Raw genomic sequence first — 20478 nt, forward strand, 5'->3', positions numbered from 1 at the left:
CCGGCATCCGCGGTCGCCGCCCGACGCCTCAGACCCGCGACGGCGTGCTGTCGCGCAGCGTGACCTCGCCGCGGAACGGCTCCAACTCGGGCGGCACCTCGGCAAGCGCGAGCTCGAGCGAGCGCTCGCCCAGCTCCCGTAGCGGCAACGACACCGTCGTCAACGACGGCACGACGTCTTGCAGCATCTCGATGTCGTCGAACCCTGCTACCGCGATGTCCGCTCCCGGCGTCAGGCCCCGCTCACGCATAGCGGTCATGGCGCCGACCGCCATTACGTCCGTGACCGCGAAGACGCACTCAGGGCGGATGCCTGCATCCAGCAAAGCGCCCATGTCGCGGTATCCGGCGTTCCGCGTGAACCCGCCCGTGACGAACGAGGCATCGCCGAGGCGGATGCTGTGCCTCGCCAGCCCGTCCCTGAATCCTCGCGCACGATCGGCGGCGGTCGTCAGCCCCGCCGGCCCGGCGAGCACGGCGAAGTCGCGGTAACCCAGCCCGACGAGCGCCTGAGCGAGATCGGATGCGCCCTCGTCGTTGAGCACGGGAACGGCACGGAATCCGTTCGCGCGCGCCCCGATCAGGGCCACGCTGCCGCCCTGCCCTTCCACCGCGCGCAGCTCGTCGGCGATCGCCGCCTCCGTCGCGTCGTCCACGTAGCGGCTGCCGACCACGATCACCGCTGTGGGCCTCTGGCCGCGCAGCGCCGCGATCGTCTCTACGACGTGATCCGGGTCGGTCCCCGCGGTGGACATCGTGACCACGAGGCGGTGCCTCGCTGCGGCATCCGCAACGCCCGCCGCTATCGCGGAGAAGTACGGGTCGGCGATGTCGCCGAGCACGAGCGCCACCGTGCGGCTCGTGCCGCGCGCCACGGCCTGGGCCTGGGCGTTGGCCGTGTAGTGCAGCTGCCGCGCGGATGCCTCCACCTTGGCCTTGAGCTCGGGATTGACCGTGCGCGTGCTCCCGTTCAGCGCTCGGGATGCCGTCGCCAGCGACACCCCCGCGTGTCGCGCCACATCGGCGAGGGTAGGCACCGAAGCACTCACTTCCGGCTCGTCGCCCGCGGCGATCTGGATATGTGCTGCCACGCCTGCTCCTTCGAACGCCGCACCCGGCGGACACTCCGATTGTCGCGCACCCCTCGGCATCCGCTGCTCACCGGGGTTCTCCCGCGCGTCGGTGCGATCGTCGCCGCTGTTCAGGCGTGCCGACCGCGTGCTTGCCCGAGGCTACTTGATGCCGGTTGTGGCGATGCCTCTGATCAGGAACCGCTGGCCGACGAGGAAGGCGATGAACACGGGCACGAGCGACACCACCGACATGGCGAACAGGGCGCCCCAGTTTCCGCCCGTCTGATTGTCGATGAACTGGCCGAGCGCGACCTGCACCGTCCAGGTGTGCGGCTGGGTGAGGTAGACGATGGGGCCGAAGAACTCGTTCCACATCCAGATGAACGTGAAGATCGTGGTGGTCGCGAGCGCCGGCGTCATGAGCGGAAGGATGACGCGGAAGAAGATGCGCGGATGACCGCAGCCGTCGATGCGGGCGGCTTCGTCGAGTTCCCTGGGGATGGCGCGGATGAACTGCACCATGAGGAAGATGAAGAAGGAGTCAGTGCCAAGCACCTTGGGCAGGATGAGCGGCCAGAACGTGTTCAGCATGTGCACGTACGAGAACATGATGTACTGCGGAACCAGCGTCACCTGGAACGGCAGCATGATCGTCAGAAGCATGATCGTGAACGCGATGCGCTTGAACCGGAACTCGAGCCTCGCGAACGCATATGCGGCGAGCGAGCAGGCGAAGAGGTTGCCCAGGATCGCACCGATCACAATGATGATCGAGTTGCCCAGGTACAGCCCGAACGGCGACGAGAGCGCGTTCCACCCCGCGACGTAGTTCTTCCACTCGAAGCTGTTCGGAATGATGCCCGGGTTCGTGAAGATCTGGTCGTTGGGGCGCAGCGAGCTGACGACCATCCAGAGCAGCGGATAGATCATCAGGATCGCCAGGGCGATCATGATCACGTGCTTGACCACGCCTCGCACCGAAGCCTTCAGGCCACGAGATGTCGCCCTGCCCTGGCGTCCCGCCGGGACGAGCAGCGCCTTGGTTGCGGTCTCAGTTGTCATAGAACACCCAATACTTCGAGGTGACGAACGTCACCGCGGTGATGATGGCGATGATGATGAAAAGGAGCCAGGCCATCGCAGACGCGTAGCCCATGTTGAACTGGTTGAAGCCCTGCTGGTAGAGGTACAGCGTGTAGAACATCGTCGAGTCGGACGGTCCACCGGTTCCACCCGAGACGATGAAGGCCTGCGTGAACGACTGGAACGCGCCGATCAGCTGAAGAATGATGTTGAAGAAGATGATCGGGCTGAGCATTGGCAGCGTGATTCTGGCGAACCGCATCCACCGGCCGGCGCCGTCGATCGACGCGGCCTCGTAGTACATGTCCGGGATCTGCCGCAGGCCGGCGAGGAAGATGATCATCGGTGCGCCGAACGTCCAGATGTTCAGCAGGATGATCGTGCCGAGAGCGAACTGCGGGTCCGAGATCCAGCCAGGCAGGTTGTGAAGGCCCACGACGCCGAGTACCTGGTTCACCAGTCCGCCCTGGCCGAAGATCTGCCGCCAGAGGATCGCCACGGCGACCGAGCTGCCGAGGAGCGACGGCAGATAGAAGACCGACCGGTAGAACGGCAGCGCCCGCATCCCCTTGTCGAGCAGCATGGCGGCGGCAAGCGCGATGACCAGCTGGATCGGCACCGAGATGAAGACGTACTCGAACGTCACGCGCAGCGAGTTCAGCAGGCGCGGGTCCTGGAACATTCGAACGTAGTTGTCGAAGCCGATGAAGTTCGGCGACTGGATCAGGTTGTAGTTCGTGAACGAGATCCAGAGCGAGGCGATCATCGGGCCGGCCGTGATGAGCACCAGGCCGATGAGCCAGGGCAGCAGGAAGAAGAACGCCGCCTTGTTATCGCGCTTGCCCGTCGACTTGGATGAGCGGACAGAACGCAGTTCTTCGAAGACGCTCACGCGAGCTCCCTTGTAGTCGACGTTGAGTACATGGTGCGGGTCACTTGGGCGATCGTGCCGCCGATCACTGCTGTGCGGTGCGGGAATCGGAAAGCGCTTGCCGCCGACCGCTGCGGCAACGTTACCCGTGCCGCTCCCATCGAGTCAAGCGGGACCAGAAAACGATTTCTGCTCGTCCTGGACATCACAAGCCGAAGTCCCACGTCGTGAGCAGGCCGCACATGCCATACCTCGGCTCGGCACCCTGAATCGCCTCGCGAATACCAGAGCCGGTCATGATGCCGGGCAGCCCGGCCGCGAGCGCATCGAGCTGAGCTTCCGTCTCGCGCACCTGGCCGGATGGCCCGGATTCAACCAGTCGCTGCCATGAGGCGGTGCGGCCGCCCACGAGCAACGCCGCTGCGGAATAGAGCCGGCTGAGGGTCCCCTCCAGGTCCTGGGCGACGCTGGCGCGCAGCTCAGCAAACCCTTCGAGAGCCAGATCGCGCCGGACCCTGGCGGCGTCCGCCGACCACGACTGCCCGACTGCCTGCGGAAGCGCGGCGTTCCGTGCGTAGGCGTCCGGGTCCTGCAGAACACTCATCGGAAAGGTGAGCACGGCGTCCCCCGCCTCGGGAAGCCCGGCGTTCGACATCACCGTGAGGATGTCCAACTCACCATCGTCGTTGATGAGCCGGTGCACGGTTCCCGGCGTGAACCACGCGATCGTTCCCGGCACGAGCTCAGTGCTCGCGAAACCCTGAGAGCTGAGGGTCTGAACCTTGCCCCGGCCGGCGAGCACCACGTAGGCCTCACTCGAGGCGGTGTGCAGATGCGGGGATCCGCCACGAAGACCATCGGAGGCGGGCCAGTCGTAGACGCGAAGCCGCGACACCGCGACGCCGCCGGGTAGCCCGCTGTCCAGGGCTCCGTCATTCATCGCCCTGCCCTTTCGGACCAGGGTGCGCCGTCGCCCGCCATGCTTCGGTAGAACGGAGAGCCCTCCCCGATCTCCCCCGCGGACACGCGCTCACCGGTGAATGCAGAGGCATAGATGCCTGCGATCAATTCCAACGTGGCCCTGGCCTGCTCGAGAGGCACGGGAATCGGGTGACCGTCCTGTAAGGCATCCGCTATGGCGGCGAACTGCGCAGCGTGGCTGCTCTCCTTGCCCGTCGGGCCCATCGTCCATGCCGCAGCGGCGCGGTCTTCGTAGCCGGGCGCGGCGGTGATCTGCCACGAGGCATCCGAGTAGCCGTAAAGGTGCTCGAGCTCCACGGTCGCGAACTCGAAATCGAAGCGCAGGTAGCTCGTCTCGCGAGGGGAAAGCACGCTGTTCACGACGCTGACGACCGCTCCGTTCTGCAACGTGACGATCGCGTGCGTCAGATCTTCGGTCGCCACGGGACGCGCCCGCCTGGCCGCGACGGCGACCACCTGCGACCACGGGCCGAGGACCGACAGCATGGTGTCCATCTGATGGATGCCGTGCCCCATGGTCGGCCCGCCGCCTTCGAGGCGCCAATCGCCGCGCCACGGCACGTCGAAATACGAGTCGGGACGATACCAGAGCGTGTTGCACACGGCTGTGAGCGGACGGCCGAGCGCACCATCGGCGACGCGGTCGCGAAGCCACTGGGCGCGCGACCCGAATCTGTGCTGCGACACCGTGGCGAACTGCGCGCCTCCTGCGCGCTCGGCATCGGCGATCTCATCCAGCTCGGCGAGAGATAGAGCCGGCGGCTTTTCGCTGAGCACATGGATGCCTCGGCGAAGGGCTACGACCGCTTGCTGCTTGTGCAGCCCAGGAGGGGAGCAGAGGTGCACGATGTCCAGTTCAACGGCATCGAGCAGCTCCTCGATGCTTGTGGCACCGACCGGCACATCCCACTTGTCTCGGAACGCGTCGACGCGCTCCTGCTCGATGTCGCACGCCCCGACGATGAACGCCCGCCCGCCGAGGCTCTTCAGATTCTCCGCGTGGGCACCTGCGATGCCGCCGGTACCGACGATGCCCACCCGTAGAGGGCGTTCGCGGGTGGCCGCCTCTGGGTGTGGGCGCCGCTCGTTGCCGAGGTCGACGCCGGATGTCGTTTCCGTCATGATCGGATCTCCTCAACAGTCAGATCGGACCGCTCGGCCGCCAGCCGGCCGGCCTCGGCCAGCGCGGACATCCGATGCCGATCCGATGAACCGTCGGCGATCACCACGGTGTGCAGCAATTCGATCGTCTCCCCTGCTTCCACGACACGAACCCGGTCGAAGAACGGTGCCGGATTGATGCACGCGAAGGGCTCGGACCGCGCGAACCACTTGGTGTCGAAGCGTTGGTCGGGCGTGCGGTCGACGAACACGACGGTGGATGCCGCGTCTTCGCCATCGTGACGTCCGCTGAAACCGGTCCACGGCCCCCGGCTGCCACGTACGGCCTCGCCCTTCGTTCCGTCTGAGCCGATCAGGTCTCCGCCCGTGAACGATCGAGGACCGCGCCAGAACAGGCCACCGTATCCGGCGTTTTCTCGACCCTCAGTGGTGGGCGAGCCCATCTCGATGACCTCACCTGAGATGTTCGTGAGTCGCGAGTGCCAACCGAGCATCCATGCCCCGGCCTCGGGCAGGAGTGCCGCCGAGATCGCTCTGTTCTCGCTGAAAACGCTCTCGCCCGCCTCGCCGGCTCGCGCCGGCTGCCGGCGCCAGGTGAGCCGGTGTCCGAACGCGACACCCTCCCCGGGCTGCTCGACGACCACTGCACCCTCGTAGTCTTGCGAGCCGTTGTTCGGAAGGTCGACGTATCCGCCTGCGTCTCGTCTGAAGCTCGGGCCTCCCCAGAAGTTGTCAGCACCGACGACGGGCAATGCGAGCGTGATGCCTTTGTGCCACACGTGGTCCCACGGCCTGAAGACAGTCACAAGCCGGCCCTCGAGAGTGCGAACCGGGTGCACGTATGGGCGAGGCGACTCGTACTGCGCCTCGGACGGCCGGTACACGTACCGCATCAGTTCAACGCGGGCACCGTCGCCGGCGGCTGCCGACAGGGCGACACTGCGATCACCCTCCGGAAGCAGCTCGAGTGGGACTCCGAAGTCTCCGCTCATCGCGTCTGCCCCCTTTCGGCGACCTGGTCGCCCGCACGTGCGGCGCCGAGCCGTGAGGTATCGCGCAGTACCACTTCACAGCGATAGTGCTGCGAGGCCGTCATCTCCCCACGGAACCAGAGCAGCGCCACCCGCTCGGGGTCTCCAGGCACCACGATCGGGCGAAGGTTGTCCACGTCCGATCCCTCGGTGATGGCCGTCCACGACCACGTCGCCCCGGCATCCGTTGTTCGACCCGCGTAGATCTCGTGGTGCTCGGTCGCGTTTCCGGAGCGTGGGTCGAACGGTGTGGAGATGTAGACGGAGTCCAGGTCATACGGATCGATGGCCGCGAGCCCGGTGTAGTCCTGCTCGTGCGGCAGGAGGCCGGCGCCGGCCTTTCCCAACGGATGCCGCACCCACTCCCGCCCTGGTTCCTTTCGTGCATAGACGAAGCGGTGATCGAGAACCGGACGTGTGCGCGCGAACTCCTCGTCGGGTCCTGCCGGATTGTCGTCACCGCGGGCCGTGAGCGTCGCGGCAATGGTCCCGTCGACCGAGCGACGGATGTCCGAGGTCCAGGCGTGCGTCAGGCTCACGCCGTCGAGTTGCTCCCCAGCGGCCAGCACGGTGGTCAGCTCGATCTGGGACGGCGCATCCGCCTCGGCATCGAAGAGGTGATCGTGCACGCGCGAACCGTCGGAGCGATGCAAGGCACCCTCGGCGAAGTAGCCGTGATAGATCGAGTTGTCGTAGTCGCGCGGATGATGGTCGGTCGTGACAAGGTCGATCCGGTCGGCCGTTGCTGCGTAGCGCGTGTAGCCGTTGACGTAACCCAGCTTCGGGCGAGTGAAGATCTTGCCTGCGTACGCCCAGCTGTCGCCCTCGTCGTCGGAGACGAGCGCGCAGGGATCGTCGTTCACTGCTCGCGTGAAGCAGTACAGCTTGCCGTCGAGCTCGTGCAGGTTCGCATACGTGACGCCGCGGCCACCTGTATAAGGTGCCCAGTCGAACGTGCGCTCGACTCCCCACGTCGTCGGGTCGTTCGGTTCGCTCACGCGCCACCGCAAAAGATCGTCGGTCTTGTGCTTGGTGTACGCCGCGAGCCACCTGCCGTCGGACCTGCGCCAAAGGGCGGGCACGTCGTGATCATCGGCTTCCAGTGCCTCGTGCAGAACGACGACCTGAGCGCTGTGCGAAACGAGGTCGACGATCGTCAGCTCGACGTTGCCTGCCCGTCCCTCACCTCCCTGCCCCTCCGCCGCGGCGATGGAGCCGACGACGAGCGTCTGGGTCTCCTGGTCGACGAGCGCTCGCTCATCCTGGAACCAGCACCAGGCTCCGTTGTCGTTGATGACGTACTCCGACATGTATTCCTTTCACAACGTGCGCGGGACGGTAGCCCCGAGCATGGCGAGCACGGGTGCTACGAGTTGCTGGCGAGCAGACTCTGAACCTCTGTCTTGAAGGCGGCAGCGGCGCTGGCCGGGGTGGCTCGACCGAAGATCACATCCTGTTCGTGGCGCTGAGCCACCGAAGACACCGTGCTCGTGCCCTTCGGCGGCACCGGCGGCACCCACTTGATCTCGGGCTTGATCTTCGACAGGTAATCGACCGCATTCTGGTCGTACTGCGAAAGCAGCGGCTTGATGGCCGCAACGACGGCCGAACCGACCGGCACCCCGCGCTCCGTGAGCTGAATCTTGTTGGCCGGGATGTCATTGAGCAGGTAGTTGATCAACGCGCCCGCCTGCGCCGGATACTTCGTCTGCGATCCGATCGACCAGTACATCGACGGCTTGTAGTACAGGCCGTTCTTGTCGGCGGATCCCGCAACGCTCGGCGGACGCAGCAAGACGCAGTCGCCACCGTTGGCCTGCTGGAACGCCGTGATCTGCGTGTTCCAGATCCATCCGAGCGCCGCCTTGCCCGTGCCGAACTGGGTCTGCTGCACGGATGCGGCGATGTCGTTCGTGTAGATATCCGGCGTCGGTCCGCCGCCCGAGGTGAAGAGCTTCTGCACCATCGTCAGCCAGCTCGTCACTGTGTCGACATTGAATCCGAGCTTGCCCTTGTCGGTGTAGAGCTGCTGCCCGTGCTGGTGTAGCCAGATCTGCAAGTCCATGTCGCCGCCGTACCAATTGCTGCCCGTGAACGCGCCCTTGCTGCCCTCGGCCAACTTCTTGCAGATCGACAAGTAGTCGTCCCACGTCCACGTCTTGTCGTCTGGCACGTCGACGCCGGCCTTCTGGAACAGGGTCTTGTTCGCGCAGATGCTGTAGGCCGTCTCGCCGATGGGGATGCCGTAGAGCTTGCCGTCGAGCGTTCCGTCGGCGAGGGAAGACTTCACAGGGGCGGTGTCGATGGAGCCGACGGTGGAAAGGTCGAGCAACGCGCCCCGCCCGCCGTACTCGGCGATGTACGCCTGGTCCATCTGCATGACGTCGGGCTCCGTCTGCCCTGCGACCTGCGTCGACAGCTTCGTCCAGTACGTCGCCCACTGGCCCGGCTGCTGATTCACGGTGATCTTCGAGTGAGCCTTGGTGTAGCCGTCGACCATCTTGTTCGTGTTCGACGACCGCACGGGGTTCGTCCACCATGCGAAGTTGAGGGTCGCCTTCTTGAAGGCGTTTCCCGCTGCGATCGTGGATGTGGAGCCGGTCGCCGGCGTTGCGGACGTACCGCAGCCCGCGAGCAGGAACGTCGTCCCGATACCGGTCAGTGCCAGGGCGCCGAACTGGCGCCGGGAGAGCTGCTGTGACATGTGGCCTCCTTGCCATGGTGTGTTCGCGATGCTCCGGGTCGGCAACCGCTTTCCCGATTCTGCGTCACAGTAGCATGAATAGTGATCGTTCACTATCTGGCTGGAAATCAGTTGCCGTGGCACGCTCGGGATAGGGTTTCGAGCGGCGAGAGCAGGTCGCAACTGCGACATCAACGATGAGGGGGAAGAACATGGCGGAGGCAACAGGTGCCGGCATCGATGCCACTCGCCGTAAGCGCGTGACCATCGTCGAGGTCGCTGAGCATGCGGGCGTCTCCCATCAAACCGTCTCGCGATATCTCCGCTTCAACGGGGGACTCAAGGTCGCGACCGTGGAGAAGATCGAAGCCGCGATTCGCGACCTGGACTATCGCCCCGATCTCATCGCCAGATCGATGCGAACCAGGCGTACTCGTCGCATCGCCGTGGTTCTGCCCGAGCTCTCCTACTTCGTCCCATCCCCGTTCCGGGGTGCGGCGGATGCAGCGCACGAAGCCGGGTATCAGGTAGACGTGGTCAGCCTGGAAGGCGATGAGACCCGCCGTCGCGAACGTGTTCTGACACTGATGGACGAACGGGTGGAGGGCGTCTTCTCCCTGACACCGCTCGGCGATGTGTTATCGGTGGAGGCTCAGGACTCGGTCCCGATCCTCGTCATGGGCGAGTACGACGACAAGATGCGGTCGACGGGTGCATTCGCAGACGGAGCCTTCGCGGCAGATGTGGTTCGGCACCTCGCGGATCTCGGGCATCGCCGTTTCCTGCACGTGGCCGGCTCTCCCGGCTGGGCTTCCGCCCGGAATCGACGCGCAGTATACCTGGAGACGATCGAACGACTGGGCCTCGAGTCCTACGGAGTCGTTGGCGGAGAGTGGTCGGTAAGAGCCGGGTACGAAGCTGCCAGGGACCTGCCCGCGAACTCGGGCGTGACCGCTGTACTGGCCGCCAACGACCAGGTCGCGTTCGGAGTGATCCGCGGGCTTCAGGATCGAGGCATCCGGGTTCCGGACGACGTCAGTGTTGTCGGATGGGACAACGACGAGGTCGGGCGCTTCATGTCGCCGACGCTGTCCACGGTCGAGCTGAACCTCGAGTTGATCGGCAGGCAGGCCATGCAAGAGCTCATCGCCCGCATCGAGGATCGCGAGCCCCCGAGCTTCGCACCCCAGGTGATGGGCCGGCTCATCGCCAGAGGATCGAGCGGCCCTGCACCAGTGTGAGCCGGGGAACGACGACCGTCGTTGCCAGCTACAGTGAACGATCACTATTGTCGAGCATTCGTTGCTGCCGGGCTGCTGCGGTCCGCGCCTTTCGTACAGCGGCCTCGCCGATGGGTACTTGGACGTACGCATGGACGACCGATTGAGCAACAGCGCTCGGCCAGCCCGGGCTGGTGCGCCGGGCGCGAAGCGAAGGTTCGTGGCCCTCGGCGGCAGCTCAGAAAGCGATTTCTGAGAACTTGCCACGCCGCTTGACACGATTCAAGATGCCTCACCATAATGTGGCAGACGGCGCTGGAAAGCGTTTGCCCGTCGTGACCACAGCATGGCAAGGAGGCCAGACATGGCACAGCAGCAGATTTCCCGGCGCCAGTTCGGCGCCCTTGCGTTGACAGGCATAGGAACCACGTTCCTGCTCGCCGGGTGCGGAACATCCGCAACCCCGGCCGGAGCCGGTGCGACGAAGACCGCGGCGGCAGGTGATGCCTTCAAGAAGGCGACGCTCAACTTCGAGTGGTGGACCAACCCGGTGCGCTCGGCCTATACCGACAAGATCATCCAGAGCTACACGACGGCGCACCCCACGATCACCGTGAACCAGGCGCCAGGACAGTGGGCGACCTACTGGACCAAGCTGTCGACGCAGGTTGCGGGACAGACCGAGCCGGACATCATCCAGATGGACCAGGCGTACATCGCCGAATACGGCGGCCGTGGCGCGCTGCTCGACATGTCGAAGGTCGCGACCATCGACACTGCGCCGCTCAAGTCGTCGCTCGCCGCCGGGACCCTTGACGGCAAGCTGTACGGCATCCCGACCGGCAACAACGCCTACGGAATCGCCGCGAACAAGACGCTCTTCGACAAGGCGGGTGTGGACCTGCCCGATGACAAGACGTGGACCTGGAACGACTACCTCGACATCTGCAACAAGCTCAAGAGTGGTTCCGGCGGTGCCTTCACCGGCTCGAGCTGGCAGAGCGGCGACCAGGACATCCAGGTGTGGCTGCACCAGCACAACGAGCAGCTGTACACCGACAAGGGCAAGCTCGGCTTCAAGGTGGCAACCATGACGAGCTGGTTCACGATGATCAAGAAGTTCTTCGACGCCGGCTACGGTCCAACACCCGACGAGTTCACCAACGACGTGGCGGCATCGCTGCAGCAGACCCTGTTCGGCACGAACAAGGTGGCCCTCGGCTGGACGTGGAGCAACCAGATCACCGCGTATCAGCAGTCCAACGGCGGCGACATCGTACTTCTGCGCCCGCCGAGCGTCGCGGGTTCAGCCAGCAAGAACGGGATCTACTACAAGGCGTCGATGTACTGGTCGATCGGTTCCCAGACCAAATACCCGGCACAGGCGGGCGGGATCATCAACTACTTCCTGAACAGCACGGATGCCGCCAAGCTGCAGCTCGCGGAGCGCGGCGTTCCCGCAAACTCCAAGGTGCTCGCCGTGGTCAAGCCGCTGCTCTCCCCCACCGACCAGCTCGCGGTGAAGTACCTGGAAGACATCAAGAGCGAGATCAAGTGGGTGCCGCCCGTGCCTCCGAAGGGAACCAGCACCGCGGCAGCCGTCTCGCAGCGGCACACGCAGGATGTGATCTTCGGCCGCGCAACGCCCGCTGCCGCCGCACAGGCATTCACCACCGAGGTGCAGGGACTCATCACCTCGGCCTCGTGAGTTCATCGGCGATTCCCGGATACGAGGACTGGCCCGAGCACGCCCGCGAGACACCGGCGTTCGTGGCGAAGAATGCCACGGCGCAGCGGCTCGCGGACGTGCTCGGCCTGCGCGCCAAGCCGGCACCTCCGCCCGTTCGCCGTGGAACAACCACCGTGCACGAGGGCGTCGCCATTACCCCTCTGCACTGGCAGCTGCCGTACGGACCGCCGACCGAAGCATGGGAGTTGCGGCCGGCGCAGACGCAGGGGCGGGAGGACGACCCTGAGCCGCTCACGGGCATCCTGGCGTTGCACTCACATGGGGGACGACGATCGACCGGCGCGGCGCAGCTGATCGACTTCGCGGGCGAGAACCCCTCGGCCATCGGGAATCGTCTGGCACTGGCGGGCTTCGTCGTGCTGGCGCACGACACGTTCTCGTGGGCGAGCAGACGGTTCGACCTCGCAGCGCCTCCACCCAAGCTCCGCCGCACCCTCGACGCGTTCCTCGCGCTCTGGGAGGCGGAAGGCCACGAGCCGACGGAAGACGAGGTCTTCGACGCGGTCTCGGGCGAGCATGAAGACCTCATCGCGAAGGCCGCGGGAGTGCTCGGCGAGACGTTCGCAGGTGCGGTCGTCTCCGACGATCTGGTTGCGGCAGACGTGCTGCGCGGACTCCCCGGGGTCGACGCCGGCAGCATCGCCGCGATCGGGTTCTCGGGGGGAGGCGGGCGTGCACACCTCCTCGGCGCGCTCGACGACGGCATCGGCGCCGTCGTGATCGCGGGCATGATGGCGACGTTCGATTCACTCGTGCCCGACTACCTCGAGACGCATTCGTGGCTGCTGCACAGCCCCGGCCTGGCGCAAGTGACCGACTGGCCGGACATCGCACGCGTCGGCACACCGCGGGAACTGCTCGTGCTCTACGGCGAGCGCGATCCGCTGTTCCCTCTCGACGGCATGTTGGCGGCGCACCACCGTCTGAGCGAACTGGGCGCCTACCGCGGCGAATTCTTCGACGCCGGCCATGAGTTCACCGGACCGATGATGGATGCCGCGACCCGGTTCCTCGCCGCGTGGCGTGATCGCGCAGTACAGGTCGATGAAAGCGAGAAGCGATGACGAGCGAGAGGTCCTCCGACGAGACCGGGCAGGGACGCGTGGGCGACGTGAGCGCGGGCGACGCCTCGCTCTTCGAAGGTTTCCGATCGCCCCCTCCCGAGGCTCGTCCCATGATGCGCTGGTGGTGGTTCGGCCCCGACGTCGATCGCGACGAGCTCGAGCGCGAACTCGTCGCCATGCGCGATGCCGGAATCGGAGGCGCGGAGCTGGCGTTCGTGTACCCGCTATCGGAGGTGAGGCATCCGTTCCTCTCGCAGCGCTGCCTCGACGACGTCACCTTCGCGGCGCGCAAGGCACACGAGCTCGGACTGCGTTTCGACCTCACGGTGGGCAGCGGATGGTCGTACGGCGGTCCGCACATCACGGAGCACACGGCCGCACGGGCCTTGCAGTGGGACGTGCGCGACATCGGAGCGCAGGCGACTGAGGTCAGGCTCGGAAGCCGCCACCCGGGGGATGCCTTCGTCGCGGCCTTCGTAGGCGACGGCACGCTGCAGGAGCTGCCCGAGGAGTTCGACGCTGTGGATGCCACGCACCTGGATGCGACGAGCGAGCGGCTTCGGATTCCAGCCGGAGGCGGTCCCCGAGTGCTCGCGATCGCCTGGTCCGTGCTCACCGGGCAGCAGGTCAAACGTGCTGCCGCAGGTGCCGAGGGTCCCGTGCTCGACCACTACAGCGCGGAGGCAACCGCCGCGCACCTGAGCGCTGTTGCGGATCCCCTGCTCGAAGCCGCATCCGCCGAGCTGGTCGGATCGGTGTTCTGCGACAGCCTCGAGGTGTACGGCGCGAACTGGACGCCCGATCTTCCCGGCGAATTCCGGAGGCGGCGGGGAGCCGATCCCACACCCGAGCTGTGGCGCCTGCGGTTCGAGTCGCCAGGGTCCGACGCCTTCCGGGCCGCGTTCTACCAAACACTCGGTGAGCTCTACGAGGAGAACTTCCTCGACGTGGTGCGCGCATGGGCCAACACCCGCGGCGTCCCGTTCCGCGTGCAAAGCTACGGGTCGCCGCCCGCGCGACTGGGAAGCTATGCGCACGCCGACCTTGTGGAGGGTGAGGGATGGGGCTGGCGAGGCGTGCCTCAGACGCGCTGGGCGTCATCCTCCGCGCACCACGCGGGCAGAACAATCGTCTCCGCCGAGGCGTGGACGTGGGTGCACTCCCCGTCGTTCCGGGCAACTCCCCTGGATCTCAAGGGCGAGGCTCACGAGCACTTCCTGCTTGGCATCAACCAGCTGATCGGGCACGGCTGGCCGTACTCTCCGCACGATGCGCCGGGCCTCGGCTGGTTCTTCTACGCGTCAGGCGCCCTCGACGACCGCAATGCGTGGTGGCCCGCCATGCCCGCGCTGACCGGCTATCTCGCCCGGCTGAGCTGGCTGCTCCGCCAGGGCCGGCCTGTGCGCGACGTGCTGCTCTACCTCCCGTCACTGGATGTCTACCCTCGGCTCGGCCCCGAGCGCGGCGGCAGCCTCGACCTGTGGCGGCAACTGCGCGACGCCATCGGCTCGCAGATACCCGCCGCCATCCGGGACGCCGGCTTCGACTTCGACCTCGTGGACGACGACGCCCTGGCAGACATGACGCTCGACGAGCGGTCCATCGTTGTGCTGCCGTTCGTCGACCGGATGCCCGAGCGCACGCTCGCGCACCTGCGCGCGGGCCAGGAATCGGGCGCGCTCGTGCTCGACGTCGAAGGTGCGGCTGCGGCACCCGAATTCACGCCGACGACCGCCTCAGCGCTGAGCTCCGAACTCCGGCACCTGCGCGAACCCGACCTCGTCATGGAGCCGCACTCGCCCTCGGTCGGATTCGTGCATCGTGCCCTCGACGACGGCGACCTCTACCTGCTGGTCAACACGGGACCGGAGGCACGAACGTTCGAGGCCAGGCCGAGGGCGCTCCGGCGCGGGTGGCAGCTGTGGTCGAGCGAAGCTGCAGTAGTCGTCGGAGCGGGCGGTGCCGGCTCCCCCATCACGGTGCGACTGGATGCCTACCAGGCCGTCGTGCTCGTCACCGACGGCGCTCGCGCGTCAGGCTCTGCTCCAACCGTGGTCGACCGGCACGGCGGCGAGGAGCTGTCGGCAGGTCTTCCGCTGCGTGACGGCTGGCGCGTGCGCTTCCTCGATCGTCGGGAATCCGCTCCAGTCGTGCTTCCGCACGACTGGCTGCTCGAGCGTCAGGGCTACGCCGGTTCGACCGAGTACGTGTGCGAGTTCGACGCGCAGGCGCTCTGGCCGGGCGGAGTTCCGGAGCGCGTCGTGCTCGACCTCGGCGACGCGGTACCGCTGCACGACGACGCGGCCGCGGAGCGCGGACTCCGTGGAGCGTCGTACCGCACCGAGGCGGAGACTCCGTTGGGAGACGTGGCAACCGTTGAGATGAACGGGCGCCCGTGCGGTGTGCTGTACGCGCCGCCGTACGAGGCCGACGTGACAGACGCGCTCCTTGCGGGCACGAACATCCTGCGCATCGTCATCGCCAATTCCACCGCGGCAGCCCTGACCGACCGAGCCACGAGGCGGGCGATCGACGACGTCGTCGCCCGCTCCCGGGAGCTCTACGGCGCGCGGTTCAGGATGCAAGACCTCGACGCCGCGGCAGACGGGCTGCGCTCCGGGCTGCTGTCTGTCCCGGCGCTCCGGTGGGCGGGCGGCGCCTGAGCCGCTGCCCGTGCGCGGGCGGAGGCCGTCACGGCGTTGCGCGGCGCGCCATCCCCTTCACGTACTCGGCCTGGCCCAGATGCTTGACGTCGTCGTCGACGATGCTGATGAGCCGGATTCCGAGCGTGACGGGAGGGTCCCAGCGGGTGTCGACGACGCGATCGAGCTCGTTCTCGGTCGTGGATGCCAGCAATGCGAGCGTGGCCTTCTGGGTCGCGTCGTAATAGCCGAGGAGAAGGTCGGCCGGCACACGCACCGCGGCGACCTCGTCGCTCGACTGTCCGTAACCCGTGACGCCAGGCGAGAACGGAAGCGCGAATCTGTCGGCCCAGCCCTCCGCCGTCCACACCTGCTCCGTGTCGTATGCGTCGGCGATCTGCGCATCTTGCCCGCGGGTGAGGTGCCAGACGAGCCACGCGATCGTGTTGGCTTCCGGGTCGGGACGGAACGTGAGCAGTCGCTCGTCCGCTCCAGCGAGCAGGCGATGCACGCCGTCGCCGATGCGACCGACGGCATCCGTCAGCAGGTCTCTGGTGTCCATTCATCCTCCGTTCTCAGGCAGCGACACGGATGCCGCGGCATCCGCTCGCCACGTTACGCGCACGGCGCGGCTCGTTCGGACACGGCCCTGCTACACGATCGCGAAGGCTCGTACCGGGAAGGTGCCGAAGCCTTCGACGGCCGGCGGCGCTGCTGTGAATCGGGCACCGGCGGGCGGCAGCTCACCGAGGTTGGTCAGGTGCTCGACGACATGGATGCCTGCTGCGAGCAGTCCGGAGTGCGCCGGCCGCTCCCCGCCAGACTCGGCGTCGTCGATGTTGAGGGAGTCGATGCCGACGAGTGCCGCACCATGCTCGATGAGGTACGTGACGGCATCCGTTGCCAGGAACGGGGCGGCCTTCGCGTACTCGGGCGTGCCGAAGTGCCGATCCCATCCGGTGTGCACAAGCACGGCCGCGCCGCGCACGTCGCGGCCGGCGAACGCGGATGCCGGTATGCCGCGGTCCGCCGCGCCCGTCACGTGCACGACCTCCGCGCGGAGGTCGACAAGGGTCGCCAGGTCGAGCGAGGCCAGATCTCCCCCATCTGCGTAACGGTGGAACGGGCTGTCGAGATACGTTCCGGTGTTGCCGATCATCGTGATGACGTCCATGGCGAACTCGGTGCCCGGCGCGTAGACCGCACGTGAGGCCTCGCGCGTGAGGTGCGGGGTGATCGTCGGCGACGGCAGGCCCGGGTAGGTGACGAGGCCGGCGCGGATGCGATGGCTGAGGTCGACGATTCGGCGATCTGTCATTGGGCTCTCCTTTTTGTGACGTCGCAGGCCGCCGGGTCTCGACGGGGGTGCCGGCCGAGCCAGCATATTGGCGCGGCCGCCACCCCTGATCGCGATGGAGGTATCACTTCGTGAGGTCGTACAGCGTCACCCCGCCCACCGTCTCGGCGGTGAAGTTCTTCGCCACCCATGATGCGATGGCGCTCGAGTCGCTGCTGCCTCCATTCGCCTGTCCGACCGATCCACCGATGAAGTAGTGGATCTTGCCTGCCGCGACGAGCTTCTCGAACTGCGCGAGCGTCGGGGACGGGTCACTGCCGTTGAACCCGCCGATCGGCATCACGGAGTCGCCGGTCGCGAGTTGATAACCAGCCGCGCTGTTCGAGCCGACCGCCGCCGCGACCCACGTGTATTGGGCCGCGTCCTTCTGCAATGCGGCCTTCACAGCGGGCCCCACTGTGGATGAGCCGAGCAGGCCGGCCGCCCCACCGGCGCGTCCTCCGGCAGTGGGCGCCCCGCCCTGTGTCGTTGCGTTCGGGGCAGTGCCGTTCCGGGCGGTGCCGTTCGGCGCGGTTCCGTTCTGGGCGGTTCCGTTCTGGGCCGTGCCCGGCCGCCCGCCCGGCGCGGCCCCTGCTGGTGGCTGTCCGCCGGCCGCTCCTTGCCGGAATCCTCCCCCTGGGCCGCCCATGCCGCCCGCGACGGCGGGACCGGCCGTGGGAATGGATCCGGTATGCGCCGTCGTGATGGTCTCCACCGTGTACGCGAAGGGGGCGAGCAGTACGGCGACGAGCGCGACGGTCGCGGCGAGTGCAGACATCCGTGCCGACTTGAAGCCGCTCACGAAAAGGACTGAGCCCACCGCGGCGACGGCCACCACGACCCACTTGAGCCACGGAAGCCAGTCGGATGCCTCCTGCAGCAGAACGAAGGCCCAGACGGCACTGCCGAGTACGAGCACCGCGGCCACGATGCGGGCCCACAACGCCCACCGCCTGCCCCAGAGCAACTCAGCGCCGATACCGATCACCGCGGCCAACGAGGGAGCAAGCGCAACGGTGTAGTAGGCGTGGAAGATGCCAGCCATGAAGCTGAAGGCGAGCGCGGTGACCACGAGCGTTCCGCCGAACAGCACGAGGGTGGCCCGGCGGGCATCCGTGCGCGGAGCACGCCCGATCAGCACGATGCCGATCACGAGCAGCACGAGCGCCGCGGGGAGCAGCCACGAGATCTGCCCGCCTATCTCGTTATCGAACAGGCGCAGCGGCCCGGTCGCACCCCACATGCTGCCGCCCGTCGCGTTCCCACCGCCCGTGACGCTTCCGGTCTCGTTGCCCGTTATGCGCCCGAGCCCGTTGTAGCCGAACGTGAGCTCGAGAAAGCTGTTGCTCTGCGAACCGCCCACGTAGGGCCGCATGGATGCCGGCATCAACTCGACGATCGCAACCCACCAGCCGGCCGATACGACGATGGCGGCGAGCGCCGCGAGCAGATGGAGCAGCCGTTTGCCGAACGACGTGTTCGCCATTCCGAGGTATGCGAGCGCGAGCACGGGAACGACCAGGAACCCCTGCAGCTGCTTTGTCAGGAAGGCGAGGCCCACCATTGCGCCGGCCCACACCACCCAGCGAATGCGTCCGGACTCGATGCCCCGCAGCGTGAAGTACGTCGCGAGCACCGTGAGCAGCACGAGCAGGGCATCCGGGTTGTTGAACCGGAACATGAGCGCAGCAACCGGCGTGATCGCGAGCACGCCGCCGGCCAGCAGGGCTGCGCGCGCCGTGAAGTGCCTGCGCACGGTCACATAGAGGATGCCGACCGTTGCGACCCCCATGATCGCCTCAGGCAGCAGGATGCTCAGCGGGCTCAGCCCGAAGACGCGTGCCGACAGCTCCATGATCCACAGGCTGGCCGGCGGCTTGTCGACGGTGATCGAATTGCCTGCATCGGAGGAACCGTAGAAGAAGGCCTCCCAGTTCTTGCTGCCGGCCTGCACGGCGGCGGAGTAGAACGAATTCGCCCAGCCGCTCGCGGCCAGGTCCCACACATAGAGCACTGCCGTGACGGCGAGCAGCCCGAGGAGCGCCGGCCGCTCCCAGCGGGCGGTGTTTGCGCGGCCGCGAACGATCCAGCGTGCGAGCTCTCGCCAGCGCGCCCAGGTCGGCGGCGGCATCGCTGCGCTCGATGGCCTCTTCGTGCCTGACGGATTGGTCGGGATGGCCTGGGTCGATGTCGTCGCGCTCATCATCGGCTCGCTTTCTGGATGGGATGGGTCGGGTGTCTCCCGGATATGGCAGATCCGGCGCTTTCGGGAACAGGCTCTGCGACGTGCGCGGTGACGGATGCGATGGGATGCTGCGGCACTGAGCCGGGCACACTCGGAGGCTCTTCTCCCGGACCACCGACCGTCGTCGGGCTGCGTCGCTCACGGGCGAAGACCCAGGCCCGCAGCAGCACGAAGCGCACCACGGTGGCGAGCAGATTCGCGCAGGTGAGCACCGCGATCTGAAGCCCGGACGAGGCATCCGGCCGCAACGCCCCCAACACCGAGAGCGAACCCGACGTGATGGCCCACGCGATACCGAACACGACGAGACCCTGCACCTGATGGGCGAGCGCACGTTCCGGGCCGCGCACCCCGAATGTGAATCGCCGGTTCGCCCATGTGTTGGCCACAGCCGTGATCAGGAGAGCGGCGAAGTTCGCCACCTGCGCGGTCATCGCCTGCTGGAGCGCGAGGTAGAGCAGCGCGTACGCAGCGGTGGAGAGCACGCCGATCGCACCGAATCGAAGCACCTGGCCGAAGAAGCCCGGTCGCGTGGGCGGCGCGTACGGATGCCTGCCGAACTCCGCGTAGATCGCCGCGACCGGCACCCGCCCCCGTGCGAGCCCCCACCACACGCGGCACAGTCCTCGCATGTCGGCAACCGCCGTCGCCCAGATGTCGACGGAGCTCTGCGGATCGTCCACCCAGTCGACGGGCACCTCGTGGATTCGCAAGCCCGCGCGCTCGGCGAGCAGGAGCAGCTCGGTGTCGAAGAACCACCCCGTGTCCTCGACGAGCGGTAGCAACCGTCGCGCGACATCCGTTCGCATGGCCTTGAAACCGCACTGCGCGTCGCTGAAGCGGGCGCCCGCCATGCGAAGCATGGTGTTGTAGCCGCGGGAGATGAACTCACGCTTTCCGCCGCGCATCACGCGAGAAGCGCGATCGAGCCTCGTGCCGATCGCGAGATCGGAGTGTCCGGAAAGCAGCGGGGCGATGAGCGGTGCAACGGCGGCGAGATCCGTCGAGAGGTCGACGTCGAGGTACGCGACGACGGCCGCGGGAGACGCGAGCCACACCTGCTTGAGTGCTCTGCCCCTGCCCCTCTCGTTCAGGTGCACGGCGCACACCTGAGGCAGCTCCGCCGCGAGCTCGTCGGCTATGCGGGGCGTGGCGTCCGTGCTCGCGTTGTCGGCGATCGTGATGCGCCACGACTGCGGCAGGTGCGCCGTCAGGTGCGCGTGCAGGGCGCGGATGCCCGCGGCGAGGGATCGTTCCTCGTCGTAGACGGGAACCACGACCTCGACGTCGAGCTCTTGCTCATGGGGCGTGCTGTTCTCGGACATGGCAGCCATGGTTGCCGCCCGCCTTCTGCAGCCCCTTTCCCTGCAATGTCACG

16 protein-coding genes are annotated in these 20478 nt (G+C 66.9%); 4 read left to right on the plus strand and 12 right to left on the minus strand.

Annotated features, from left to right (window positions below; translation table 11 throughout):
• Positions 1-28 precede the first annotated feature (28 nt).
• From ACO2Q7_RS12990 to ACO2Q7_RS13025, 8 genes are all read right to left on the minus strand, one after another.
• A complete protein-coding gene (locus ACO2Q7_RS12990; RefSeq protein ID WP_423356124.1) occupies positions 29-1090 on the minus strand; it encodes a LacI family DNA-binding transcriptional regulator in 1062 nt (353 codons plus the stop codon).
• A 141-nt stretch (positions 1091-1231) separates the two neighbouring features.
• On the minus strand, positions 1232-2134 hold the full coding sequence (locus tag ACO2Q7_RS12995) for a carbohydrate ABC transporter permease (protein ID WP_423356125.1): 903 nt from the start codon (positions 2132-2134) through the stop codon (positions 1232-1234).
• Positions 2124-3047, minus strand: coding sequence for a carbohydrate ABC transporter permease (locus ACO2Q7_RS13000; protein ID WP_423356126.1), 924 nt, complete (start codon positions 3045-3047; stop codon positions 2124-2126). The genes ACO2Q7_RS12995 and ACO2Q7_RS13000 overlap by 11 nt, the downstream gene beginning before the upstream one ends.
• A 184-nt stretch (positions 3048-3231) precedes the next feature.
• Positions 3232-3966, minus strand: coding sequence for a cupin domain-containing protein (locus ACO2Q7_RS13005; protein WP_423356127.1), 735 nt, complete (start codon positions 3964-3966; stop codon positions 3232-3234).
• Complete coding sequence (locus ACO2Q7_RS13010; protein WP_423356128.1) at positions 3963-5129, minus strand: Gfo/Idh/MocA family protein; 1167 nt, start codon at positions 5127-5129, stop codon at positions 3963-3965. Before ACO2Q7_RS13010 ends, ACO2Q7_RS13005 begins: the two co-directional genes overlap by 4 nt.
• On the minus strand, positions 5126-6121 hold the full coding sequence (locus ACO2Q7_RS13015; RefSeq protein WP_423356129.1) for a PmoA family protein: 996 nt from the start codon (positions 6119-6121) through the stop codon (positions 5126-5128). Before ACO2Q7_RS13015 ends, ACO2Q7_RS13010 begins: the two co-directional genes overlap by 4 nt.
• On the minus strand, positions 6118-7470 hold the full coding sequence (locus tag ACO2Q7_RS13020) for a BNR-4 repeat-containing protein (RefSeq protein ID WP_423356130.1): 1353 nt from the start codon (positions 7468-7470) through the stop codon (positions 6118-6120). The genes ACO2Q7_RS13015 and ACO2Q7_RS13020 overlap by 4 nt, the downstream gene beginning before the upstream one ends.
• A gap of 56 nt (positions 7471-7526) precedes the next feature.
• The gene (locus tag ACO2Q7_RS13025; RefSeq protein ID WP_423356131.1) at positions 7527-8864 is read right to left on the minus strand and encodes an ABC transporter substrate-binding protein; all 1338 of its coding nucleotides are present in this window, start codon (positions 8862-8864) and stop codon (positions 7527-7529) included.
• A 191-nt stretch (positions 8865-9055) separates the two neighbouring features.
• On the opposite strand from ACO2Q7_RS13025, the gene ACO2Q7_RS13030 reads away from it, so the two are divergent.
• From ACO2Q7_RS13030 to ACO2Q7_RS13045, 4 genes are all read left to right on the plus strand, one after another.
• Positions 9056-10084, plus strand: coding sequence for a LacI family DNA-binding transcriptional regulator (locus ACO2Q7_RS13030; protein WP_423356132.1), 1029 nt, complete (start codon positions 9056-9058; stop codon positions 10082-10084).
• A 343-nt stretch (positions 10085-10427) separates the two neighbouring features.
• On the plus strand, positions 10428-11771 hold the full coding sequence (locus ACO2Q7_RS13035) for an ABC transporter substrate-binding protein (RefSeq protein WP_423356133.1): 1344 nt from the start codon (positions 10428-10430) through the stop codon (positions 11769-11771).
• Positions 11768-12877: a dienelactone hydrolase family protein gene (locus tag ACO2Q7_RS13040; protein WP_423356134.1), complete on the plus strand. Its 1110-nt coding sequence runs from the start codon at positions 11768-11770 to the stop codon at positions 12875-12877. The genes ACO2Q7_RS13035 and ACO2Q7_RS13040 overlap by 4 nt, the downstream gene beginning before the upstream one ends.
• Positions 12874-15540, plus strand: a complete 2667-nt coding sequence (locus ACO2Q7_RS13045; protein WP_423356135.1) for a glycosyl hydrolase — start codon at positions 12874-12876, stop codon at positions 15538-15540. Before ACO2Q7_RS13040 ends, ACO2Q7_RS13045 begins: the two co-directional genes overlap by 4 nt.
• 28 nt (positions 15541-15568) lie before the next feature.
• On the opposite strand, the gene ACO2Q7_RS13050 is transcribed toward ACO2Q7_RS13045, so the two are convergent.
• The 4 genes from ACO2Q7_RS13050 to ACO2Q7_RS13065 form a co-directional block, all read right to left on the minus strand.
• Positions 15569-16081 (minus strand): mycothiol transferase, encoded by a 513-nt coding sequence (locus tag ACO2Q7_RS13050; RefSeq protein ID WP_423356136.1) that lies wholly within the window; start codon positions 16079-16081, stop codon positions 15569-15571.
• Positions 16082-16171: 90 nt separating this feature from the next.
• Positions 16172-16837 carry a cyclase family protein gene (locus ACO2Q7_RS13055; RefSeq protein ID WP_423356137.1) on the minus strand — a complete coding sequence of 222 codons (666 nt, stop codon included), beginning with the start codon at positions 16835-16837 and terminating at the stop codon, positions 16172-16174.
• A 103-nt stretch (positions 16838-16940) separates the two neighbouring features.
• A complete protein-coding gene (locus tag ACO2Q7_RS13060) occupies positions 16941-19058 on the minus strand; it encodes a glycosyltransferase family 39 protein (protein ID WP_423356138.1) in 2118 nt (705 codons plus the stop codon).
• Positions 19058-20425, minus strand: a complete 1368-nt coding sequence (locus tag ACO2Q7_RS13065) for a glycosyltransferase (RefSeq protein WP_423356139.1) — start codon at positions 20423-20425, stop codon at positions 19058-19060. The genes ACO2Q7_RS13060 and ACO2Q7_RS13065 overlap by 1 nt, the downstream gene beginning before the upstream one ends.
• Positions 20426-20478: the final 53 nt, after the last annotated feature.

Origin of the sequence: Rathayibacter sp. KR2-224, from assembly GCF_049446075.1 — a bacterium.
Lineage (GTDB): Bacteria > Actinomycetota > Actinomycetes > Actinomycetales > Microbacteriaceae > Humibacter.